General features: G+C 60.7%; 22 protein-coding genes. 12 read left to right on the forward strand and 10 right to left on the reverse strand.

The window, feature by feature from the left end:
• Positions 1-4: 4 nt before the first annotated feature.
• On the forward strand, positions 5-1,300 hold the full coding sequence (locus tag GOX63_RS01655; protein ID WP_170544629.1) for an MmgE/PrpD family protein: 1,296 nt from the start codon (positions 5-7) through the stop codon (positions 1,298-1,300).
• On the opposite strand, the gene pyrC is transcribed toward GOX63_RS01655, so the two are convergent.
• On the reverse strand, positions 1,297-2,334 hold the full coding sequence (pyrC, locus tag GOX63_RS01660; protein WP_170324751.1) for a dihydroorotase: 1,038 nt from the start codon (positions 2,332-2,334) through the stop codon (positions 1,297-1,299). The genes GOX63_RS01655 and pyrC overlap by 4 nt on opposite strands.
• Positions 2,335-2,469: 135 nt before the next feature.
• Here pyrC and GOX63_RS01665 point away from each other — a divergent pair, with 135 nt between their 5' ends.
• The 3 genes from GOX63_RS01665 to GOX63_RS01675 are packed head-to-tail and all read left to right on the forward strand — an operon-like array spanning position 2,470 to position 5,181.
• Positions 2,470-3,378, forward strand: a complete 909-nt coding sequence (locus GOX63_RS01665; RefSeq protein WP_170324752.1) for an AAA family ATPase — start codon at positions 2,470-2,472, stop codon at positions 3,376-3,378.
• Positions 3,378-3,932, forward strand: coding sequence for a nucleoside kinase (locus tag GOX63_RS01670; protein ID WP_170324753.1), 555 nt, complete (start codon positions 3,378-3,380; stop codon positions 3,930-3,932). Before GOX63_RS01665 ends, GOX63_RS01670 begins: the two co-directional genes overlap by 1 nt.
• On the forward strand, positions 3,925-5,181 hold the full coding sequence (locus GOX63_RS01675; RefSeq protein WP_170324754.1) for a vWA domain-containing protein: 1,257 nt from the start codon (positions 3,925-3,927) through the stop codon (positions 5,179-5,181). Before GOX63_RS01670 ends, GOX63_RS01675 begins: the two co-directional genes overlap by 8 nt.
• 3 nt (positions 5,182-5,184) lie before the next feature.
• Here the strand turns inward: GOX63_RS01675 and GOX63_RS01680 are convergent, their stop codons facing one another.
• Positions 5,185-5,685 carry a hypothetical protein gene (locus GOX63_RS01680; protein ID WP_170324755.1) on the reverse strand — a complete coding sequence of 167 codons (501 nt, stop codon included), beginning with the start codon at positions 5,683-5,685 and terminating at the stop codon, positions 5,185-5,187.
• 234 nt (positions 5,686-5,919) lie between these two features.
• On the opposite strand from GOX63_RS01680, the gene GOX63_RS01685 reads away from it, so the two are divergent.
• The 5 genes from GOX63_RS01685 (at position 5,920) to GOX63_RS01705 (ending at position 11,851) form a co-directional block, all read left to right on the forward strand.
• Positions 5,920-6,888 (forward strand): XdhC family protein, encoded by a 969-nt coding sequence (locus GOX63_RS01685; protein WP_170544632.1) that lies wholly within the window; start codon positions 5,920-5,922, stop codon positions 6,886-6,888.
• Entirely contained in the window at positions 6,885-7,886 is a 1,002-nt protein-coding gene (locus GOX63_RS01690; protein WP_170544635.1) for a molybdopterin-binding protein, read from the forward strand. The genes GOX63_RS01685 and GOX63_RS01690 overlap by 4 nt, the downstream gene beginning before the upstream one ends.
• A 151-nt stretch (positions 7,887-8,037) precedes the next feature.
• Positions 8,038-8,523: a (2Fe-2S)-binding protein gene (locus GOX63_RS01695; RefSeq protein ID WP_170324758.1), complete on the forward strand. Its 486-nt coding sequence runs from the start codon at positions 8,038-8,040 to the stop codon at positions 8,521-8,523.
• Between the two features lie 80 nt (positions 8,524-8,603).
• Positions 8,604-10,964, forward strand: a complete 2,361-nt coding sequence (locus GOX63_RS01700; protein ID WP_170544638.1) for a xanthine dehydrogenase family protein molybdopterin-binding subunit — start codon at positions 8,604-8,606, stop codon at positions 10,962-10,964.
• Positions 10,965-11,059: 95 nt separating this feature from the next.
• A complete protein-coding gene (locus GOX63_RS01705; protein ID WP_170324760.1) occupies positions 11,060-11,851 on the forward strand; it encodes an FAD binding domain-containing protein in 792 nt (263 codons plus the stop codon).
• Between the two features lie 43 nt (positions 11,852-11,894).
• Here GOX63_RS01705 and GOX63_RS01710 read toward each other — a convergent pair whose 3' ends face one another.
• Positions 11,895-12,794 carry a MurR/RpiR family transcriptional regulator gene (locus tag GOX63_RS01710; protein WP_170324761.1) on the reverse strand — a complete coding sequence of 300 codons (900 nt, stop codon included), beginning with the start codon at positions 12,792-12,794 and terminating at the stop codon, positions 11,895-11,897.
• 87 nt (positions 12,795-12,881) lie between these two features.
• Here GOX63_RS01710 and GOX63_RS01715 point away from each other — a divergent pair, with 87 nt between their 5' ends.
• Together GOX63_RS01715 and GOX63_RS01720 are read left to right on the forward strand one after the other, a co-directional pair.
• On the forward strand, positions 12,882-13,661 hold the full coding sequence (locus tag GOX63_RS01715; RefSeq protein WP_254435841.1) for a 3-keto-5-aminohexanoate cleavage protein: 780 nt from the start codon (positions 12,882-12,884) through the stop codon (positions 13,659-13,661).
• A complete protein-coding gene (locus GOX63_RS01720) occupies positions 13,658-14,974 on the forward strand; it encodes an aspartate aminotransferase family protein (protein WP_170324763.1) in 1,317 nt (438 codons plus the stop codon). Before GOX63_RS01715 ends, GOX63_RS01720 begins: the two co-directional genes overlap by 4 nt.
• A gap of 62 nt (positions 14,975-15,036) precedes the next feature.
• Here the strand turns inward: GOX63_RS01720 and infC are convergent, their stop codons facing one another.
• From infC to cobA, 7 genes are all read right to left on the reverse strand, one after another.
• Positions 15,037-15,627, reverse strand: a complete 591-nt coding sequence (gene infC, locus GOX63_RS01725; protein WP_437436417.1) for a translation initiation factor IF-3 — start codon at positions 15,625-15,627, stop codon at positions 15,037-15,039.
• 117 nt (positions 15,628-15,744) lie between these two features.
• Positions 15,745-16,578, reverse strand: a complete 834-nt coding sequence (locus GOX63_RS01730) for a ferredoxin--NADP reductase (protein ID WP_170324764.1) — start codon at positions 16,576-16,578, stop codon at positions 15,745-15,747.
• 108 nt (positions 16,579-16,686) lie between these two features.
• Positions 16,687-17,094 (reverse strand): DUF934 domain-containing protein, encoded by a 408-nt coding sequence (locus GOX63_RS01735; protein WP_170324765.1) that lies wholly within the window; start codon positions 17,092-17,094, stop codon positions 16,687-16,689.
• The gene (locus GOX63_RS01740; protein WP_170324766.1) at positions 17,091-17,852 is read right to left on the reverse strand and encodes a phosphoadenylyl-sulfate reductase; all 762 of its coding nucleotides are present in this window, start codon (positions 17,850-17,852) and stop codon (positions 17,091-17,093) included. The genes GOX63_RS01735 and GOX63_RS01740 overlap by 4 nt, the downstream gene beginning before the upstream one ends.
• Positions 17,842-19,506, reverse strand: a complete 1,665-nt coding sequence (locus GOX63_RS01745; protein ID WP_170324767.1) for a nitrite/sulfite reductase — start codon at positions 19,504-19,506, stop codon at positions 17,842-17,844. Before GOX63_RS01745 ends, GOX63_RS01740 begins: the two co-directional genes overlap by 11 nt.
• A gap of 65 nt (positions 19,507-19,571) precedes the next feature.
• Positions 19,572-19,886, reverse strand: coding sequence for a DUF2849 domain-containing protein (locus tag GOX63_RS01750; RefSeq protein ID WP_170324768.1), 315 nt, complete (start codon positions 19,884-19,886; stop codon positions 19,572-19,574).
• Positions 19,886-20,662: a uroporphyrinogen-III C-methyltransferase gene (gene cobA, locus GOX63_RS01755; RefSeq protein ID WP_170324769.1), complete on the reverse strand. Its 777-nt coding sequence runs from the start codon at positions 20,660-20,662 to the stop codon at positions 19,886-19,888. The genes GOX63_RS01750 and cobA overlap by 1 nt, the downstream gene beginning before the upstream one ends.
• A 141-nt stretch (positions 20,663-20,803) precedes the next feature.
• Between cobA and GOX63_RS01760 the strand changes: the two genes are divergently transcribed.
• Positions 20,804-21,283 carry an Lrp/AsnC family transcriptional regulator gene (locus GOX63_RS01760; RefSeq protein WP_170324770.1) on the forward strand — a complete coding sequence of 160 codons (480 nt, stop codon included), beginning with the start codon at positions 20,804-20,806 and terminating at the stop codon, positions 21,281-21,283.
• The last annotated feature ends 1 nt before the right edge of the window (position 21,284 follow it).

Here is a 21,284-nt window from a genome sequence, read left to right on the forward strand (position 1 = left end):
GCCCATGAGCGATTTTTCCACTTCTCTGGCTGCGTTCGCAGCAGGCCCTGTCGAAACGACGTTGCCGACACGGGTCGTTACTTCTCTGTCCGTTCTGGACTGGATTGCCGTGGGGCGCGCCGGGGCCGCTGAGCCGGTTTCAGAAGCCGTACGTGACCTGGTGCTGGGCGAGGATGGCGCTGCACAGGCGCATCTGTTTGGCGGCGGTGCGGCCCCGATGCGCGGGGCGGCCTTGGTCAACGGCACCGTGTCGCACGCGCTGGATTATGACGACACGCATTTTGCCCATATCGGGCACCCTTCTGTTGCAGTTTTACCCGCCGCTTTGGCGCTGACCGAGTGGGATGACCGCATTCTTGTCGACTTCCTCGAGGCCGCGCTGGTGGGGATGGAAGTTTCGATCCGCATGGGCCTATGGCTGGGCCGCGACCACTATCAGGCGGGATTCCACCAGACGGCGACGGCAGGAGCGTTCGGAGCCGCCGTTGCAGCGGGCCGTGTTTTGGGTTTTGACGTCACGCAGATGCGCAAGGTGCTGGGCCTGACGGCGACCCGCGCTGCGGGCCTCAAGGCGCAATTCGGGACGATGGGCAAGCCGTATAACGCAGGTCTTGCAGCCTCGGCCGGGGTAGAGGCCGCCTTGCTCGTCGCCAAAGGTTTCGAATCCAACATGGACGCGTTGGAGGGGGAGTACGGCTTTGGTGCGACCCACAGGGGCGAGGGGGATGCGCCAAACGCTTTAGCCGGGCTGGGCGAGGAGTGGTTGTTCGAAAACGTCAGCCACAAGTTCCATGCCTGCTGCCACGGCTTGCACGCCGCGCTTGAAGCCGCGCGCGATCTGGACATTGCTGAACCCGAAGTGGCTGAAATCAAGGTCAAGACACATCCACGCTGGATGAGTGTGTGCAACCAGATGTCTCCGACCACGGGTCTGGGGGCCAAGTTTTCGTATCGGACGGTGATCGCCACGCAGGCGCTTGGCTATGACACGGCGCTGCCCGCCAGCTATACGGACAAGGTCTGCGCGGACCCGCGCCTGAAGTCCCTGCGGGATCGTGTATCGGTCGAAGTGGATGAAACGCTGTCAGAAACGCAGGCGCACCTGACCCTGTTGCGCCGCGACGGTGCACGGCTTGAGGCAACCCATGATCTGTTGGCGCCGATGAGCTTGGCGGACCGCGAAGACCGAGTGCGCGGCAAGGCCGCCAAACTGATCGGAAGCGAAGAGGCGGACGCGATCTGGTCGATGCTGCGCACCGGTGGCCGCGCCCGCGATCTGGCAAAAAGACTGGCGGGTTAGACCACGTGCCAGTGCAGCGGGAAACCCGGTTCAAAGACCGTTACCGGGCCATCTTCGGATTCGATCTTGTCGGGGTAGGCGACGGGCTCGCCCTTGGTCAGGGTGATGGTGTCCTCGTTCACCGGCAGGCGGTAGAAGGTAGGCCCGTTCAGCGAAACAAACCCTTCCAACTTGTCCAGAGCGCCTTCGCGTTCGAACATCTCAGCCACCAGTGACATGGTGTTTGTCGCCGTGAAGCACCCGGCGCACCCACAGGCCATTTCCTTGTTCGCATCTGTATGCGGTGCGCTGTCGGTGCCCAGGAAAAACCGCGCATCGCCCGAGGTCGCTGCGGCCAGCAACGCCAGCCGGTGCTCTTCCCGCTTGGCGACGGGCAAGCAGTAGTAATGCGGTTTGATGCCGCCCACCAGAATGTGGTTGCGGTTGATGATCAGATGGTGCGCGGTAATGGTTGCGCCCAGATCGGTATCGTTGGCTTTCACGTAGTCCACGCCGTTCGAGGTGGTGATATGCTCCATCACCACGCGCAGTCCCGGGGTGGCCTTGCGGATCGGGTCCAGAACACGGTCGATGAACACGGCCTCACGGTCAAAGATGTCGACCTCGGCATCGGTGACCTCACCGTGGACGCACATGGGTAGACCGATCTCGGCCATCTTCTCCAGCACCGGACGCACCTTGTCGAAATCTCGCACACCAGAGGCCGAGTTGGTCGTGGCCCCGGCCGGGTACAGCTTGACCGCCTTGATCAGCCCGCTGGCATGGGCTGCGGCCACATCGTCAGCATCGGTATCCTCGGTCAGGTACAAGGTCATCAGCGGCTCGAATGTCATACCCTCGGGCAACGCGGCCATGATGCGATCGCGATAGGCCGCGGCCTGATCGCCGCGTACCACGGGCGGCACAAGGTTGGGCATGATGATCGCGCGAGCAAAATGGCGCGCGGTTTCGGGCAGGACGGCTTGCAACATCGCGCCATCGCGCAGGTGCAGGTGCCAGTCGTCGGGGCGGCGGATCGTGATGCTATCGGTCATGGCGCCTCCGCTATCACACAGGCCGCGCGCGGGAAAGGCCTTGTCAACGCACCGGATCGCCGTACGTCCCGGAAAGACCATGGCCTTGACGCGCGCGCGTCGCCGTGACCTTTTGTGGCGAGGGAGAGACATGACATGACACAGCCAGAATCCATTGACAGCGTTCAGAAAATGTTGGGCGAGCAAGGCTACGTCTGCGGTCGAGCGCTTGCCACGGTTGTGTTTCTGTCGCTGAAGCTGGGCCGTCCACTGTTTCTGGAAGGCGAGGCCGGGGTGGGCAAGACCGAGATCGCCAAGGCGCTGGCGGCGGGTCTGAACCGGCGCCTGATCCGGTTACAGTGCTATGAGGGGCTGGATGCCTCCTCGGCCGTCTACGAATGGAACTTTCCGGCTCAGATGGTGGCAATCCGGACAGCAGAAGCGTCGGGTGGTGCGGATCGTGGCGCGCTGCAATCCGAACTTTTCTCGGACGAGTACCTGATCGAACGACCTCTGCTGCAAGCGATGCGCCCCGACGAAAACGGTGCGCCGGTCCTGTTGATCGACGAACTGGACCGCACGGATGAACCGTTTGAGGCGTTCCTGCTGGAAGCGCTCAGCGACTTTCAGGTGACGATCCCCGAGCTGGGCACAGTGCACGCGCCCGAGCCGCCCATCGTCATCGTCACCTCGAACCGCACGCGCGAAGTGCATGACGCGCTGAAACGCCGTTGCCTTTATCATTGGGTCGATTACCCCGATTTCGACCGCGAGATCGAAATCCTGCACGCCCGCGCCCCCGAGGCCGCCGAAGCGCTGAGCCGCGAGGTGGTTGCCTTCGTTCAGCATCTGCGCACTGAGGACCTGTTCAAGAAGCCCGGCGTGGCCGAGACCATCGACTGGGCCAAATGCCTGCTGGCGCTGGACGTGATCAACCTCAGCCCCGAGGTGATCGGCGACACGCTGGGCGCGATCCTGAAGTACCAGGATGATATTCAAAAATTGCAAGGGTCCGAGGCGAAACGGATTCTGGACGAGGCGAAAGCGACGCTGGAGCCTGCCTGATGGGTAACGACCCCCTGACGATTCACATCGTTGGCTGGCCTGGGTCAGGAAAACGGACCATAGGCACTGCCCTGGTCGAGATGATCGGCGGGCGCCTGATCGACAACCACCTGATGTTGAACCCGGCCAGTGCCCTATTCGACAGAGCCGATCCCAGACATGCCGCTTTGCGGCGTAGCCTACGGCATTCGGTCTATGAAGCGGCGTTGACGCTATCGCCTGATGTCCCGATCGTCTTCACGGATGCCCTCGAAGAATGCCCGGAAGATCGTGCTCTGATTGCCCCGACATTGGATTTTGTGCGTCAGCGTAGCGGTCGGTTCCAACCTTTTATGCTACGACTCAGCGAAGCCGAGAACCAAAGGCGTCTTTGTGATCCTGAGCGGCAAGGGCGTGGGAAGCTGATGGATCCGGGCGTTCTTTCGGCATATCGGCGCGATCTGACTTTGCTTCGCCTTGATGGGGTGATTGAAATACCAGTGGTAAACCTGAGCCCGAACGAGGCAGCGCGCGCAATTGTCAATGCCCTGGATGACGAGGTGCATCGTGGCTGAGCAGTGGCCTTTGGATATCCCCGACAACCCCAAGTTGGCGCAGAACATCACCCATTTTGCACGGGCCTTGCGTAAGGCAGGGCTGCCGATTGGAACGGGGCGGGTGGTTGACGCGATCCGGGCCGTGCAGGCGGCCGGGTTCTCGGAAAAGCGGGATTTCTACTGGACACTGCACGCCTGTTTCGTCAGCCGACCCGAGCACCGGACGGTGTTCGCGCAGGTCTTCCGCATGTATTGGCGCGACCCGCGTTACATGGAGCACATGATGGCCATGATGCTGCCCGCCATTCGTGGCGTGCAGGAAGAACGCAAGGCCGACCCTGCCGAAAAGCGCGCGGCCGAGGCGTTGTTGGACGGCGTTGAACGCGATCTGCCCGATACGGTTGAGCAGGAAGAAGACACCGAACTGGAGATTGACGCCTCGCAAACCGCGTCCTCAGAGGAACGGCTGCGCAGCCTGGATTTCGAACAGATGAGCACGGCCGAGATCACGCAGGCCAAACGTATGCTGGCGCGGTTGACGCTACCGGTAAAACCCATCGAGTCGCGGCGCGGACAGGCCAGCCATCTGGGCCATCGTATCGACCGTGCCCGCACCCTGCGCGCCGCAATGCGTCAGGGCGGAGAGCTGCGCAATATCGCGCGCCTGAAGCCCAAGCCGCGTTGGCCCAATCTCGTAGTGCTGTGCGATATCTCGGGATCGATGAGTCAGTACAGTCGGATCATCCTGCATTTCCTTCACTCGGTTTCGAACGCCAAAGGCGCTGGTTGGGCCAAGGTCCGTGCCTTCACCTTCGGCACGCGCCTGACCAACATCACCCGCCACCTGCAGCAGCGTGACGTGGATGCCGCTCTGGCCGCTGCCGGGGCCGAGGCGCAGGATTGGGAGGGCGGTACGCGGATCGGCGAATGCCTGCACGCCTTCAACCGCGACTGGTCCCGCAGGGTCATGGGGCAGGGGGCGGTGGTGCTATTGATCTCGGACGGGTTGGACCGGGGCGACCCCGAGGCGTTGGGGAAAGAGATGGAGCGCCTCCACCTCTCTGCGCGCCGTCTGATATGGCTCAATCCGCTGCTACGCTGGGATGGGTTCGCGCCCAAAGCACAGGGCGTGGCGGCGATGCTGCCGCATGTGGACAGTTTTCGCGCGGGCCATTCGATTGCGTCTTTGGAGGATCTTGCCGCCGTTATCTCACAACCCGACGACGTAGGAGAGAAAGCGCGGCTGATGACCGCGCTTTCCGGTTGAGCGTTAGCCCAGTTGTTCTTCGTTGCACTTGCGCGCCATTTCCATGGCCTTGTAGGTGCCGGTCAGGTCGACGGTGAAGGCGAACTCTTTCTCGGGGAACACGACCATGACCTTCTGCTTGGCAATGTCATCCGCGAACTGAGGGTCGTCGGAAAGGACATAACCGCCGGAATAGCCTTTGGTGATGTTGCCCTTCATGCCGGTGGCTTCGCCCAGATAGATGTTGTCGCCCAGCAGGATCGCCACAGCTTCTTTCTCGCCGCGTTTGATATCTGTCTTGGCTTTGGTGAACACGCCCACATAGCCGACGCTGCGGTCTTGCGTCAGCCCCATCTGAACCACGTTTTCAGCGCCATCGACAGCTTCGATCAGGCAGGACTTCTTGTCCTGATCGATGAAGACTTTCCATCCCTCGACCTCACCATAGCGCAGGAAAGTATCCGCGCTGACTGCGGTCGATGCCAGCATCCCAATTGCCATTCCGAGTGTAAAAATGCGTTTCAACTCTCTGTCTCCCTTGTGAAAAATCAATATGCGCATACTGGAATGCACCAGTCGCGCGTGTAGGCTAGAATCACGCCCGTTGACAATCAATCCTTTGCGTAAACCGTGGAAATCCGGGCTTCTTTGCGCCGAAGGCTGGTTTATTTGGGTCTGTACAACACCCTCTGGGGCATGGGTTCCTTTTCATCCCGTCAAACCTGCCTATGTTGGGGCTGAACACTCCGGGAGGGTGCAATGGACAGATTCGACAACAGCCCCGAAACGGCCCTGCGCTGGTATCGCGACGGAAGACCTGTTGCATTGGCTACGGTGGTCGAGACCTGGGGCAGCGCGCCGAGGCGTGTGGGCGCTCAGCTGGTCATCGGTGGCGACGGTCGTATCGAAGGTTCGGTCTCGGGCGGATGTGTCGAAGGCGCGGTTGTGGTTGAGGCGCTGGAGGCAATCGACGAAGGCGAGGCGCGGCTGTTGGAGTTCGGTGTCAGTGATGAGGACGCTTTTGCCGTGGGACTAGCCTGTGGCGGCACCATTCGTGTGTTGGTCGAACCAGTGGGCAAAGTGTTGCCCGAGCCGATGTTGCTTGAACTGGTCGAGGCTCGGGCTCGGCGTGAACCGATTGCCTATGAGGTGAATATTGAGACCGGCCACCGCGCCCTTCGGCGCAACGCCTATGCGGACCGCTTGCGCATGGATCGGTCGGGATTCGAAGAAGACGGCCAGACCTTCGTGGCGGTGCATAATCCTCCGCTGCGGCTGATCGTTGTTGGTGCCGTTCATATCGCGCAGGCCTTGGTGCCGATGGCGCGGATCGCCGGGTATGACCCTGCTATCATCGACCCGCGCGATGCCTTTGCCTCGAGCGCACGTTTTCCCGGTGAGACGATCCTGACCGACTGGCCGGACGAGGCCGTTGCCAAGCTGGGGATGGATGCGCGGACGGCTGTGGTGCTGTTGACCCATGACCCCAAGCTGGACGACCCGGCGCTGCAATCCGCGCTTAAGGCTGGGGTTTTCTATATCGGCGCTCTGGGTTCGACCCGGACCCATGCCAAACGCGTGGCACGGATGAAAGAAGCTGGTTTCTCCGACACTCAGATTGCGCGTATTCACGGGCCGATTGGTCTGGATATTGGTGCTGCGGACCCATCGGAAATCGCAGTGTCCATTCTGGCGCAAATGACAGCCGTATTGCGGGGCAAAGCGTGAAGTTCGGCCCCGTTCCCGTTGATCAGGCCGCCGGCGCGATCCTAGCCCATTCCGTAAAGGCCGGAGAGACAAAGCTGCGCAAGGGCCTCTTGTTGACAGCCGAGCATCAGGAGGCATTGGCCGCGGCCGGGCATAGTTCGGTTACGGTCGCTCGGCTGGAGCCGGGAGATTGTCATGAAGACAAAGCGGCCGGGATGTTGGCAGACGCTCTGGTGCCTGATCCCAAGGCAGCCGCATTGCGGGTGACGCAACCTTTCACCGGTCGGGTGAACCTGTTGGCGGATGGGCCGGGGGTTGCCGTGCTGGATGTCGCGGCACTTGAGGCGTTCAATCAGGTCAACCCGATGATCACCGTGGCCACCGTGCCGCAATATCAGCAGATGAGCGCAGGCGGCATGGTCGCGACGATCAAGGTGATTTCCTACGCCGTGCCGGGGGGCGACGTTCTTGTTGCGTCGCGTTTGGCACAGGGCGCGATCCGTCTGGCCACGCCTGTCTACCGAAACGCCGGGCTGGTTGTGACTGACATTCCCGGTGGGCCGCCGAACGAAAAAGGCATCGCCGCGATTCAGGGCCGGGTAGAGGCTTTGGGATTGGAGCTAGCCGATGTGCGCGTTGTCCCGCACAAGACCGAGGCCCTTGCAACCGCCATCGGGGAAACGCTGGGCGATGTTTTGATGATCCTGACCGGTTCGGCCACCTCGGATGTGTCTGACGTAGCCCCCGAAGCGGTACGTGCAGCAGGCGGACAAGTGGACCGCTTCGGGATGCCGGTCGATCCGGGGAACCTGCTGTTTCTTGGGGCGCAAGGTGAACGCCCGGTGATCGGGTTGCCGGGATGCGCGCGGTCTCCGGCGTTGAACGGCGCGGATTGGGTCCTGTCGCGCGTTGCCTGCGGGATCGCGACGACCGGCGCGGATATTGCGGCGATGGGGGTCGGCGGACTGCTCAAGGAAATCCCGACGCGACCGCAGCCAAGGGCTGGGCGCAAGGGATAACACGGCGGTTATTTGCCTTTCCGGTTCAACGAAATAGATGTTGGCGATTGACCAAGTGACTGACCAAAACACTCGCTAAATATTTTTGTTCTCAAACAAATTTTCCCGTGTTTAACTCTGCGCAGGGAGAGTTTCATTTTGGGAGGAACATATGACACAGGTCTCAATGACCGTGAACGGAAAATCCGTGAGCGGTGATGTCGAGGGCCGGACGCTGCTGTCCAGCTTTCTGCGTGATCACCTGTCGCTGACCGGAACCCATGTGGGCTGCGATACCGCGCAATGCGGTGCGTGTGTGGTTCATGTGAATGGCGAGGCGGTCAAATCCTGCAACATGCTGGCGCTTGAGGCTGATGGGGCCGAGGTCGGCACGATCGAAGGTCAGGCGAACGCCGATGGCTCGTTGAACGTCATCCAGCAGGCCTTTCAGGATCATCACGGTCTGCAATGCGGTTTCTGCACGCCGGGCATGGTGATGAGTGCTGCGGCCCTGCTGAAAGACAACCCACGTCCGACCGAGGCCGAGATCCGAAAGTACCTGGAAGGCAACCTGTGTCGGTGCACCGGCTATCACAACATCGTCAAGGCGATCATGGCCGCATCCGGCCAGGACGTGAGTAGCATCGCTGCCGAATGATGCCACTGCGGGCGCAAGAGGAGACGCCCGTGGGATGACAAAGGGTGCATCAGCATCCGTTTATGGGAGGAGAACAAGCAATGCCCAAAGACAGTGGCATCGGAGCCAGTTCCAAGCGGCGCGAGGACGTACGCTTTCTGACCGGAGCGGGCAATTACACCGACGACATCAACGTACATGGTCAAGCCTATGTGCATTTTCTGCGATCCGACATCGCGCATGGCCGGATCAAATCCGTGGACACTTCGGCGGCTGAAGGCATGCCTGGTGTGGTGAAAGTGTTCACCGGTAAAGATTTTGAAGGCGTGGGCGGGATGCCCTGCGGCTGGGAGGTGACCGACAAGCATGGCGCGCCGATGCAGGAACCGCCGCACCCCATTCTGGCGCAAGGCAAGGTCCGCCATGTGGGCGATCCCATCGCGGCCGTTGTGGCCGACAGCCTTGAGCAGGCCCGTGACGCGGCTGAGGCAATCGATGTGGATATCGAAGAACTGCCCGCCGTGATCGACATGAAGGCCGCCGCGCAGGATGGTGCCACGCTGGTCCATGACGATCTGAAGAACAACATCTGCTATGACTGGCAACTGGGCGAGACCGACGATGCCAAGGTCGATGAGGTCTTTGCCAATGCGGCCCATGTGACCACTCTGGACTTGGTGAACAACCGTCTGGTTGCCAACCCGATGGAGCCGCGTGTGGCCGTGGGTGAGTACAAGCGTGGTACGGATGAGTACACACTCTACACAACCTCGCAGAACCCGCATGTGATCCGTCTACTGATGTGTGCCTTTGTTCTGGGGCTGCCGGAACATAAAGTGCGCGTCGTGGCCCCGGATGTGGGCGGCGGTTTTGGCACCAAGATTTTCCACTATGCGGAAGAGGCGTTCTGCACCTTTGCCGCCAAGGCCTGCGGTCGCCCCGTAAAGTGGACCTCCAGCCGGTCCGAGGCGTTCATGTCGGATGCTCATGGCCGCGACCATGTCAGCAAGATCGAACTGGCGTTGGATGCCGACAATAACTTTATCGGCTTGCGCACCAACACATATGCCAATCTGGGCGCTTATCTGTCGACCTTCTCCAGCTCGGTTCCGACCTGGCTGCACGGGACACTGATGGCGGGCAATTACAAGACGCCGGTCATTCAGGTGAACGTAAAGGCGATGTTCACCAATACGGTGCCAGTGGACGCATATCGCGGCGCGGGTCGCCCCGAGGCGACCTTCCAGCTGGAGCGTGTCGTGGACAAGGCTGCGCGCGAACTGGGCGTCGACCCGATTGCGCTGCGCCGTCAGAACTTCATCACCCAATTCCCCTATGACACGCCGGTCGCGCTGACCTATGACACCGGGGACTATAACGGGACGATGGACAAGCTTGAGGCCGCCGCCGATCTGGCTGGCTTTGCCGCGCGTCGCGCGGAAAGCGAGGCCAACGGCAAGCTGCGTGGTCTGGGCGTCAACTGCTATATCGAGGCTTGCGGCATCGCGCCTTCGAACATCGTCGGTATGCTGGGGGCCCGGGCGGGTCTCTATGATGCCGCGACTGTTCGGGTGAACGCCACCGGCTCGATCAGCGTCATGGTCGGTGCGCACAGCCACGGGCAGGGGCATGAGACCGCCTTCCCGCAGGTTGTGGCCGATATGATCGGCATCGACGAGTCGATGGTCGAGATCGTGCATGGGGATACGTCCAAGATCCCGTTCGGCATGGGCACCTATGGTTCTCGCTCGCTGGCGGTTTGTGGCTCGGCCATGGTCAAAGCAACCGAGAAGGTGATCGAGAAAGCCAAGCGGATCGCGGCCCACCTGCTGGAAGCGTCCGAGGCGGATATTGAGCTGAAGGATGGTCAGTTCAGCGTCGCAGGCACCGACAAGTCGGTGGCCTGGGGCGATGTGACCCTGACGGCCTATGTGCCGCACAACTACCCGCTGGAAGTTGAACCCGGGCTGGAGGAAACCGCGTTTTACGATCCGGCCAACTTCACCTTCCCGGCCGGCGCTTATGCCTGTGAGGTCGAGGTCGACCCGGAAACAGGACGGGTGACCATCGAGGCCTTCACCGCCGCCGACGATTTCGGAAACATCGTCAACCCGATGATCGTGGATGGTCAAGTCCATGGCGGCATCGGTCAGGGCATCGGCCAAGCGCTGCTTGAAAACTGCGCCTATGACGAGAACGGCCAGCTGCTGAGTGCCTCCTACATGGACTATGCCATTCCGCGGGCCGATGACGTGCCGTTCTATGGTGTCGATCATTCCAGCCAGACGCCCTGCACCCACAATCCGTTGGGCGTGAAGGGCTGTGGCGAGGCCGGGGCCATCGGCTCACCGCCTGCAGTGGTCAACGCGGTTCTGGATGCGTTGAACTCGGGCGGTAAGGCTGTCGATCACATCGATATGCCGGTAAGCCCGTCGCGCGTCTGGGCGGCGATGAATAGCTGAATGGAGAGGGCGGTCCGGGGGGCAGCCCCCCGGACCCCCGAGATATTTATAGCCAGATGAAGGGCAGATCCGCGCCTTTCGGAAAGGAAGACGAAATGTACAGTTTCGAGTTTGAAAAACCCTCGACCATTGCCGACGCGGTTGCCGCGTTGGGGGCCGAGGATGCGCAGGCGTTGGGGGGCGGTCAGACGTTGATCCCGACGCTGAAGCAGCGGTTGGCGGCACCGTCCAAGCTGGTGTCAGTAAGCGGGATTGCCGAGATGAAGGGGGTCTGCGTCGAAGATGATGGCTCGGTGGCCGTTGGTGGGGCGACAACCCACGCCACGGTCGCGTCTGAGGCTTTGGGTAGCTATCCGGCCCTTGCGGCGCTGGCAGGTCAGATTGGTGATCCGGCGGTGCGCAATCGCGGCACCATTGGTGGGTCGATTGCCAATAACGATCCAGCGGCCTGTTACCCGGCCGCTGTATTGGGATCGGGTGCGACCATCGTCACCAATGCACGGCAGATCGCGGCAGACGACTTCTTTGAGGGGATGTTCTCGACCACTTTGGACGAGGGTGAGCTCGTCACCTCGGTCCGCTTCCCGGTGCCGGAGGCGGCGAGTTACCAGAAGTTCCTGCAACCGGCCTCGCGGTTTGCTTTGGTAGGCGTCTACGTGGCGCGTTTTGCCGATGGTGTGCGTGTCGCCGTCACCGGTGCAAGCGAAGACGGTGTGTTCCGTTGGTCCGAGGCCGAGGAGGCGCTGAACAAAGAGTTCCGTGCAGATGCGTTGATGGATCTGCGTATCAATCCGGCCAACATGATCGCCGATCTGCATGGCAGCAAGGAATACCGTGCGCATCTGGTCAGCGTCATGACCAAACGGGCTGTCGAAGCCTGTATGTAAGACAAAGAGCCTAAGCAAAGCCCCGGTCGAATACCGGGGCTTTTTACGTTCGGCGCAGTTTCGGCGGTTTTGAAGGTTGCCAATAGGCCCCGGTATCCTCGCGCGCTTTTTGGTAGGCATCGATCCGCTGCCGGGCCGCGTCGCCTCCGGCATCGAAAAGGTGGCCCAGCAGACATTCCAGAACAGCCATTGCTCCGGTGTAGCAGGAGAACGGATACAAGGCGCGGGTGCTGACGGTGAAGGCAATGTCGGGCTCGACCCCGGGGGCGATCACGTCGCTGTCCGAGATCAGGATCAGGCGCAAACCTTGTTGTTTTGCGAACCGCATCGATTGGATTGTGTCTGCGGAATAGGGGTGGACGGTGATGGCGACCAGGCAATCGTTTTGGTCGGCGTCCAGCAGATCATCCGCGGCCGAGCCGATATGGCGTGGCACAAGTTGGATGCCTGGGTGCGCCATGCGGCCCGTATAGGAAAAGTAATAGGCCAGCGCGTAGCTTGCGCGTGTCGCTGTGACGAAACACCGGCGGGATGTCGTGATGTGCCGGACGGCCTCGCGCGTCTTTTCGGCCTCCATCAGACGCAAGGATCGGGCGACAACGTTTTGTTCGTTCTGGGCCAGTTTGGCCTGGGCGTTGCTGAAGGCGTCCTCGGTTTGCAGGGTGGTCAGCCAGTCCTGCCCCAATTCGCCTTCCCGATCCGTGACCAAGGCGTTGCGGAAAGGGGTGCGGAAAGCTTCGAAACTGTCAAAACCCATGCGATGCGCCAAGCGGACCAGAACATTCGAACTGACGCCGATTCTGGTCGCCGTAGTTCGGATCGGGTCCAGCCCGAAATCTCCAGGATGGTCGATTACGTACTTGGCGGCCGCTTGCAAGGCCGAAGGCATTCGTTCGATTTCTTGACGCAGGCGGTCGGTGATCTGGTTTGGTGTGTTTTTCATCGGAAAAGAAAAACAAATGTTATGAAATTAACAAGTAAAAAACGAAACGCGCTGGACTAGATGGCAAATGTCACCCGAGGTATGTGCATGTCAGACACGCGAATAAAAACTGAAACTTCCCGTCGCCCCTATGTGCTGGTCGCGCCGAATGGTGCGCGGCGAGGGCGGTCGGATCACCCGGAATTGCCAGTCTCGATTGATCAAATCGTGGACACTGCGCGCGCCTGTTTTGAGGCCGGGGCACACGGGTTGCATTTGCATATTCGCGACAAGCAGGGGCAGCACGCGCTGGACGCGGGCCAATACCTTGAAACGATAGCTGAACTGCGCCGGGTCGTTCCCGAGATGGACATCCAGATCACGACCGAGGCCGCGGGTCTGTTCGATGTGCCTGTCCAGTTGGCGTGTCTGGAAAAGGTGCAGCCGGAGTGGGTCTCGGTTTCGGTCCGGGAAATTGCGCGGGCACCGGAGCTGGCGTCGCGTGTCTATGGGCTGTGCGCCGAGCAGGGAACGCGGGTCCAGCATATCCTGTACGACGCCGATGACGTTGCCTTGCTAACGCAATGGCAAAAGGCCGGGATTGTGCGGGAGGGTCAGGTGGACCGCCTATTGGTTTTGGGTCGGTATACGTCCGGCCAACAGTCCGCGCCGAAGGACTTGGATCAGTTTCCGGTAGATACATCACCATGGATGGTTTGCGCCTTTGGGGCGCAGGAACATGCCTGTTTGGCTTATGCCACCCGTCGGGGAGGGGACGTTCGGGTGGGCTTTGAAAACAGCCTGACCGACCAGAACGGAAACCAATGGAAAGACAATGCCGCGTCGGTGTCGGCGCTTATTGCCATGTTGGAAGGAGCAGTCGAATGAGCCACGTATTTCCACGCCACACAAAGTCAGATCTGCCCATCGCCGCAGGCGGGGACGGGTGCTATCTGATCGATACGCAGGGCCGTCGGTATCTGGATTGCGGTGATGCCGCCGTGTCCTGTCTGGGCCATTCCAATCCAGCGGTGATCCAGGCAGTGCAGCAGCAGGTGGAGAAGATCGCCTTTGCCCACACAGGTTTTATGACCTCGGAACCGGCCGAGGCGCTGGCGGATCTTCTGGTCGAGCATGCACCGGGAGATCTGGATCGGGTGTATTTCGTCTCGGGCGGGTCCGAGGCGACCGAGGCGGCGATCAAACTTGCGCGGCAGTATTATCTGGAGATCGGCCAGCCCGAGCGGCGGCATGTGATTGCCCGGCGGCAGAGCTATCACGGCAATACCTTGGGAGCACTGTCGGCCGGAGGGAATGCGTGGCGACGTGCGCAATTCGCGCCGATGCTGATCGATATGACCCATATCGCGCCTTGCTATGAATACGCGGAGAAAGCGGACGGCGAGAGCAGCCATGACTACGGTCAGCGCGTCGCCAATGAGTTGGAGGCCGAAATCCAGCGGCTGGGTCCCGAGACCGTGATGGCCTTCATGGCCGAGCCGGTTGTCGGGGCGACTCTGGGCGCCGTGCCTGCGGTCGAGGGGTATTTCAAACGCATCCGCGAGATCTGCGACCAGTACGGCGTGCTGCTGATATTGGATGAGGTGATGTGCGGCATGGGCCGGACGGGGCATCTGTTTGCTTGTGACTACGATGGAGTAGCCCCGGATATCCTGTGCATCGCCAAGGGGTTGGGGGCCGGATACCAACCGATCGGGGCAATGATGTGCACCGGTAGAATCTTTGACGCCATCCGCGATGGGTCCGGGTTCTTTCAGCACGGTCACACTTACATTGGCCACCCGGTCGCGACCGCGGCGGCATTGGCCGTTGTTCGCGAAATGACTGAGCGTGATTTGCCCGCAAGGGCGGTCGTCATGGGCGAAAAGCTGCAATCAGCGCTAGAGTCCGCGTTGGGACAACATCCCAATGTCGGGGATATTCGGGGGCGTGGTTTGTTCCGGGGCATTGAACTGGTCACTGATCGCGAAACCAAAACGCCGTTCGACCCTGCGCTCGGCGTGGCGGGTAAGATCAAAAAGGCTGCATTGGCTGAAGGTCTAATCTGTTACCCGATGTCCGGCACACGGGATGGGCGGTTGGGCGATCACATCCTGTTGGCGCCGCCGTTCATCATCGAAGAGGCGCAGATCGACGAGTTGGTCGGAAAGCTGAGCAAAGCAATATCAGCGGTGATCTGACGGACGAAAAAAGAAAAGCCCCCTCATCTGAGGGGGCTTCGAATTTTGGGCTGATGAAAGCTTTATTTCTGCGGCAGAGGCCCGATCATCATGATCATCTGACGGCCTTCCATCTTGGGCATGTTTTCGATCTTGCCCAGATCCTTTACGTCCTCGGCTACACGTTCCAGCAACTCACGGCCCAGATTCTGGTGCGCCATCTCACGACCACGGAAGCGCAGGGTAACTTTGACCTTGTCACCGTTTTCCAAAAACTTGAACACGTTCCGCATTTTGACGTCATAATCATGGGTATCGGTGTTGGGTCGGAATTTGACCTCTTTCACTTCAATGATTTTTTGCTTCTTGCGGGCTTCGCTTTCACGTTTCTGCTGTTCGTATTTGAACTTGCCGAAATCCATGATCTTGCAGACGGGCGGGTTCGCGTTGGGCGAAATCTCGACCAGGTCAAGTCCGACATCGGCGGCCATCTGCATTGCTTTGGCGGGATGAACCACCCCGACGTTTTCACCTTCGGCGCCGATCAGGCGAATTTCGGGGGCACGGATTTTTTCATTGACGCGCGGTCCGGTATCTCTCTGCGGCGGCGCGTTGTGAGGTCTGCGGGCTATGGGTTCATTCCTTTGATGATTGCAGAATTTCGAGCCCGGAATTTAGACTGCTGCGCGTCTTGATTCAAGCGCCAACCTTGCCGAATGACCTCAATAAATCAGGTTTAACAGCAGGTTTATGCGCGGGCCATGGTCATTCCAGTGGCCCGCGCGAGTGGATCAGCCGACAAAGGCCTTTTCGATCACGAATTCTTTGGGCTCGGAATTGGCGCCTTCGCGCAGGCCGAACTCTTCCAGAATGGCCTTGATGTCCAGGTTGAAGGCCAGCGACCCGCAAACCATGGCGCGGTCGGTTTCCGGCTGGATGCCGCCCTCGATGCCCAGATCGGCAAACACGGTGCCGTCTTTCAACAGGTTGGTGATGCGGCCCATCTTGGGGCTCTCTTCCCGCGTGGTGGTCGGGTAGTAGCGGATCTTGTCCGCAAAACCTTCGCCGATCAGCTCGGCCAGCATTTCGTCCTGACGGATGCTTTCGATCAGCTGACGGCCATACTCCAGCTCTGCCACTTCGCGGCAGGTATGGGTGATGATGACCTCATCATAGTCCTCATAGGTCTGCGGCTCGCGCAGCAGCGAGGCGAACGGCGCAAAGCCGGTGCCGGTGGCAAAGAACCACAGGCGCTTGCCGGGCAGCAGGGCGTCGTGGACTAGTGTGCCGACGGGCTTGGGACGCAGGATGATCTGGTCACCCGCTTTGATGTGCTGCAGTTTCGAGGTCAGCGGACCGTCCTGCACCTTGATCGAGTAGAATTCCAGCTCTTCGTCCCAGGACGGCGAGGCGATCGAATAGGCGCGCAGCAGGGGTTTGCCGTTGTCGCCCAGCAGGCCGATCATCACGAACTCGCCCGAGCGGAACCGCAGCGAGGCAGGGCGCGACACCTTGAAAGAAAACAGGCTGTCGGTCCAGTGTTTGACGTCCGTTACGGTCTGGGCGTCCGGCAGAACGGGGGCCTTTACGGCGGTTGCTTCGGTCACGGGCTTCATCTCTGTCATCGTTTCACTGCCGGTCTGCTAAACCGACATCTCCGTTTAAGCTTTGATCCACATCAGGAAAAGGGGCAGATTGCCCCTATCCTTAATTTAAGCTGGCGGTTGGCGGTCTTAGCCGCGCAGGCGGGCCTGATAGCTGTGGTCTTTCCAGTTGGCGCGGGCCAGCCACTGATCTTCGGGTTGACGGGTGGCCAGAGCGTCGTCGATCTCGACCTCGTCAAAGCCGCTGCGGCGGGCCATGGCGTATTGGTCGGCCAGTACGTGCCCTTTGGCGCGCAGTCGGCCAGTATAGCCTTTCAGCCGCAGAACGCGGGCAATGGTAAAGCCACGACCGTCCGCCGAGGACGGAAAGTCCACGCGAACCATCTGCGCGCCGCCCAGACGGTCAATCAGATCATCCGGGTCGGTGTCCGAGGCCACATCCAGCGCGACCACATCATTGGCCGCGTCTTCCAGCGTGACAAAGCCGTCGGTCCAGTCATCGGGGGCGAACCCCGTATCCGATACGATTACGTTCATGTTTTCTCTCCGGCGCGCACCATCTTGCCATCGACAAAATGGATGCCGCATTCTTCTTTGTTCTGATCGCGCCAGCGTCCGGCGCGGGGGTCTTCGCCTTCTTTGACCGGCGATGTGCAGGGCGCACAGCCGATCGAGGGGTAACCTTTGGCCACCAGCGGATGCCGGGGCAGGTTGTTTTCGTCCATATAGGCGCGCACGTCCTCGGGCGCCCAATGGGCCAGCGGGTTGACCTTGATCCGTCCGGTGCCGTCCTCGACCTCGAAGAACTCGAGCGCGGCGCGGGTGCCGGACTGGAACCGTTTGCGGCCGGTGATCCAGCCATCATATCCCATCAGTGCCCGCTGCAGCGGGAAGGTCTTGCGCAGGTTGCAGCACGCATCCATGTCCCGCAGGCGCAGGGCGCCATAGGGGTCGTCTCGCTGAACGTCTTCGTCCTCGGCGCGGATGACGTGGACGTTTTTCAAGCCCAAACGCTCGCTGACCTCCTGCTGGTATTCCAGCGTTTCGGTGAACAGCATCTGAGTGTCCACGAACAGCACAGGGGTCATCTTGTTGACCACCGCCGCCATGTGCAGCAACACCACCGACTCCGCGCCAAAGCTAGAGACCAGCGCAAGCTCGTCGATCTCCTCCAAAGCGCCATGCATAACGTCATGGGCGCTGTGGTGGCGGAACTGGGCGTTCAGCGCCTCGACCCTTTCGGTCAGTTCGCTTCGGTCTTTACCCAGTTCCGTCTGGATCAGGTCAAGCGGCATTAGCCTGCGCCTCGGGGTAGAGGGCCGCTTTGAACGGCGCCATGCCTACCCGGCGATAGGTCTGCAGGAAAGTTTCCTCGCTGCTTTCGCGTTGTTCCAGATACGTGTCGACGATGCGCTCAACGGCGGGCACGATCTCGTCATAGGCAAAGCCCGGACCGGTGCGGTCGCCAATGGCCGCGTTCTCGGTGCCGTCGCCACCCAGAGTGATCTGGTAGTTTTCGACGCCAGCGCGATCCAGACCCAGGATGCCGATGTGACCCACGTGGTGGTGACCACATGCGTTGATGCAGCCCGAGATCTTGATCTTCAGGTGACCGATGTCGTGCTCCAGCTTCAGGTCTTCAAAGCGGGTGGCGATTTCCTGAGCGACCGGGATCGAGCGGGCCGTCGCCAGCGCGCAGTAATCCATGCCGGGGCAGGCGATGATGTCGCTGATCAGGCCGATATTGGCGGTCGCCAGTTCGTACTCCTTCAGCTTCGCGTGGATCGCGGGCAGATCCGACTTGTGGACATGCGGCAGGATCACGTTCTGCTCATGGCTGATACGCAGCTCGTCATAGGCAAATTCTTCGGCCAAATCGGCCATCACGCGCATCTGTTCAGCAGTCGCGTCACCCGGCGTCGCGCCGTGTTTCTTGATCGAGATCGTGACGATCGCGTGGTCCGCGTTCTTGTGCGGCGCGATGTTGGTGTCGACCCACGACCGGAAGACCGGATCATTGGTGTAGGCGCTCTCGAACGACGCAACCGAGCCTTCGCGGAAGGCAGGTGCCGCGAAGTGGCCCTTGATCTCTTCCAACAGGTTCATGTCGGCGCCCTTGAACTGCGGGCGAACCTGCAGGAAGCGCTCGTTGACCTTGGCGCGGATGGTGTCGATGCCGTTTTCGTGCACGGTGATCTTGATGCGCGCTTTGTATTTGTTGTCGCGGCGGCCGATCTGGTTCCACACGGAAACGGTGGCCTCCAGATACGCCAGCAGGTCGTCAAAGGCGACGAACTCGGACAGTTCCTTGCCGATCATCGGGGTGCGGCCCAAGCCGCCACCAACGATGACGCGGGCGCCCAGAACGCCGTCACGCTCGACCAGTTGCAGGCCGATGTCATGCGCCTTGATCACGGCGCGGTCGTTTTCCGAGCCGGTGATGGCGATCTTGAACTTACGCGGCATGAACTGGAATTCCGGGTGGTCGGTCGACCACTGGCGCAGCAGTTCAGCATAAGGGCGCGGGTCGGCGACCTCATCGGCGGCGGCACCGGCGAAATGGTCGGCGGTCACGTTGCGGATGGTGTTGCCCGAGGTCTGGATGGCGTGCATCCCAACCTCGGCCAGCGCGTCCAGCATATCCGGCACGTCATTCAGCTTCGGCCAGTTGTACTGGATGTTCTGACGGGTGGTGAAATGGCCATAACCCTTGTCCCACTTTTCAGCCAGCAGGGCCAGTTGACGCATCTGTGCGCTGTTCAGAGTGCCATAGGGGATGGCGACCCGCAGCATATAGGCGTGAAGCTGCAGATACAGGCCATTCATCAGGCGCAGGGGTTTGAATTCGTCTTCGGTCAGCGAGCCGTCAATGCGGCGCTCGACCTGCGCGCGGAACTGCGCGTTACGTTCTGCCAAAAATGCTGTGTCGAACTCGGAGTAGCGATACATGATTAGCTGTCCTTGGTTGCAGCCCCGAACCTTGGGGCCTTGAAGGGGAGAGAGAGGGCCGAGGGTCAGGCCCGGGGCTGCGTTGCTGTTTCCTGCTTGCCATGGGCATAGTTCGAGGGTCCGGTGCGACGGAACTCCTCACGGAAATGGGCGGGTTCGGGGCCGTTGTCGCCCGCGACGGCATCGGCCAGATAAGCACCGACGATCTTGCTGGCCTGGCGGGTTGCGTCCAGCAGACGGACCTGTGCGTGGGCCTCATCCGTGATCAACTCGGCCTCGGACAACTCACGCGACCAGCGGTCGTCTTCGGTCAGGTATATAACGTCGCCTTCCAGCAGGTCGTTGGCGGTGACCACTTTGGGGGTAAAAGCGCGGGCCATCAGGCGTGCTCCTTCTTGAATTCGGTCAGGGCCTTGGCCGCTTGGCGCGGGGCGAGGCCGTAAAAGGTCAGGGTGGGGCCGTCCATTTCGGCGGCGTTCAGATCGGTGGGCAACTGGTCCAGTGTCGTGGCCAGAACGCGCTGATCGGGGCGTGAGGCGTTTTCGACCAGCGTCACGGGCGTATCGCGGTCGGCGCCGTGCATGATCAGGCGGCCTTGAATGAAGCGGGCAGATTTCTTGCCCATATAAATCGCTGCCACCGAACCGGGACGCGCCAGCGCGGTCCAGTCGTGATCGGCAAAGCCTTTCATGTCGTGGCCGGTCAGGAACCGAACCGAGGAATTGCGGCCCCGGCGCGTCAGGCTTTGACCAATCCCTGCAACCGCGGCCGATGCCGCGGTGATGCCGGGAACAATCTGCCACGAGATGCCAGCAGTCTCGACTGCTTCGATCTCTTCATCCAGACGACCAAACACGGTGGGATCGCCGGATTTCAGGCGCACGACGTGGTGGCCTTTCGCGGCGTAGTCGACCAGCAACGCGTCGATGTCTTCCTGTTTCCACGAGGGACCAAAGCCCGCCTTGCCAACATCAACCAGAACAGCGGACTTGCCCGCCAGTTCCAGAACCTCGGCACTGATCAGACGATCATGCAGAACGACGTCAGCGCGCTCGAAGGCATTCAGTGCCTTGAGCGTCAGCAATTCCGGATCGCCCGGACCCGCGCCGACAAAGTCGACGTGCCCTGTGCCATCATATGAACGCGTAAGCTGCATCATTGGTTCCGCTTGGTTTGACTTGACCTGCAATATAGGAAATATTCCCGGTATTGCGCTATATGGGCGCTCAAATAAGAACAAACGTTCCATCAATGCCTCGATCTGGGACGTGAGTTTCGAAACGAAGGGAAAAATGGAATGTCGGTGCGGATTGATGACACGGATCGGAAAATTCTGGTCGAGCTACAGCGCGACGCCAGCCAATCGCTGGACGAAATAGCAGCCCGTGTCGGCAGTTCCAAGACGCCTGTCTGGAATCGAATCCGCAAGCTGAAAGGGGCCGGAGTCATCGGTCAGCAGACCGTTCTGCTGGACGCCGAGGCGCTGGGTTTCGAGGCGACTTTTTTCGTTCTGATCCGCACCTCGGAACATGAGGCCGAGTGGCAACGCAAGTTCCTCAAGGCGCTGCGGGATCGGCCCGAGGTGCAGGAGGCGCACCGGCTGGCCGGTGACATCGACTATATCCTCAAGGTGCGGGTCAAGAACGCGCGGGCTTATGACGAATTCTACCAGACCCTAATCTCCGAGGTGCGTGTCCATAACGTGACCGCACTGCTGTCGATGGAGGAGATTAAATCCACCACAATGCTGCCCCTAAACGCGCTGATCGAAAGCTGAG

This window comes from Ruegeria arenilitoris, assembly GCF_013031355.1.
GTDB lineage: Bacteria > Pseudomonadota > Alphaproteobacteria > Rhodobacterales > Rhodobacteraceae > Ruegeria > Ruegeria arenilitoris_C.

Excerpts from the sequence above, each read along its gene's own strand:
- GOX63_RS01715 (WP_254435841.1), top strand. The coding sequence starts at position 12,882 with ATGTCAGACACGCGAATAAAAACTGAAACTTCCCGTCGCCCCTATGTG.
- GOX63_RS01685 (WP_170544632.1), top strand. The coding sequence starts at position 5,920 with ATGGACAGATTCGACAACAGCCCCGAAACGGCCCTGCGCTGGTATCGC.
- GOX63_RS01705 (WP_170324760.1), top strand. The coding sequence starts at position 11,060 with ATGTACAGTTTCGAGTTTGAAAAACCCTCGACCATTGCCGACGCGGTT.
- GOX63_RS01670 (WP_170324753.1), top strand. The coding sequence starts at position 3,378 with ATGGGTAACGACCCCCTGACGATTCACATCGTTGGCTGGCCTGGGTCA.
- GOX63_RS01720 (WP_170324763.1), top strand. The coding sequence starts at position 13,658 with ATGAGCCACGTATTTCCACGCCACACAAAGTCAGATCTGCCCATCGCC.
- GOX63_RS01695 (WP_170324758.1), top strand. The coding sequence starts at position 8,038 with ATGACACAGGTCTCAATGACCGTGAACGGAAAATCCGTGAGCGGTGAT.
- GOX63_RS01655 (WP_170544629.1), top strand. The coding sequence starts at position 5 with ATGAGCGATTTTTCCACTTCTCTGGCTGCGTTCGCAGCAGGCCCTGTC.
- GOX63_RS01745 (WP_170324767.1), bottom strand. The coding sequence starts at position 19,506 with ATGTATCGCTACTCCGAGTTCGACACAGCATTTTTGGCAGAACGTAAC.
- GOX63_RS01730 (WP_170324764.1), bottom strand. The coding sequence starts at position 16,578 with ATGACAGAGATGAAGCCCGTGACCGAAGCAACCGCCGTAAAGGCCCCC.
- cobA (WP_170324769.1), bottom strand. The coding sequence starts at position 20,662 with ATGCAGCTTACGCGTTCATATGATGGCACAGGGCACGTCGACTTTGTC.
- GOX63_RS01665 (WP_170324752.1), top strand. The coding sequence starts at position 2,470 with ATGACACAGCCAGAATCCATTGACAGCGTTCAGAAAATGTTGGGCGAG.
- GOX63_RS01700 (WP_170544638.1), top strand. The coding sequence starts at position 8,604 with ATGCCCAAAGACAGTGGCATCGGAGCCAGTTCCAAGCGGCGCGAGGAC.
- pyrC (WP_170324751.1), bottom strand. The coding sequence starts at position 2,334 with ATGACCGATAGCATCACGATCCGCCGCCCCGACGACTGGCACCTGCAC.
- GOX63_RS01750 (WP_170324768.1), bottom strand. The coding sequence starts at position 19,886 with ATGGCCCGCGCTTTTACCCCCAAAGTGGTCACCGCCAACGACCTGCTG.
- GOX63_RS01710 (WP_170324761.1), bottom strand. The coding sequence starts at position 12,794 with ATGAAAAACACACCAAACCAGATCACCGACCGCCTGCGTCAAGAAATC.
- GOX63_RS01740 (WP_170324766.1), bottom strand. The coding sequence starts at position 17,852 with ATGCCGCTTGACCTGATCCAGACGGAACTGGGTAAAGACCGAAGCGAA.
- GOX63_RS01735 (WP_170324765.1), bottom strand. The coding sequence starts at position 17,094 with ATGAACGTAATCGTATCGGATACGGGGTTCGCCCCCGATGACTGGACC.
- GOX63_RS01760 (WP_170324770.1), top strand. The coding sequence starts at position 20,804 with ATGTCGGTGCGGATTGATGACACGGATCGGAAAATTCTGGTCGAGCTA.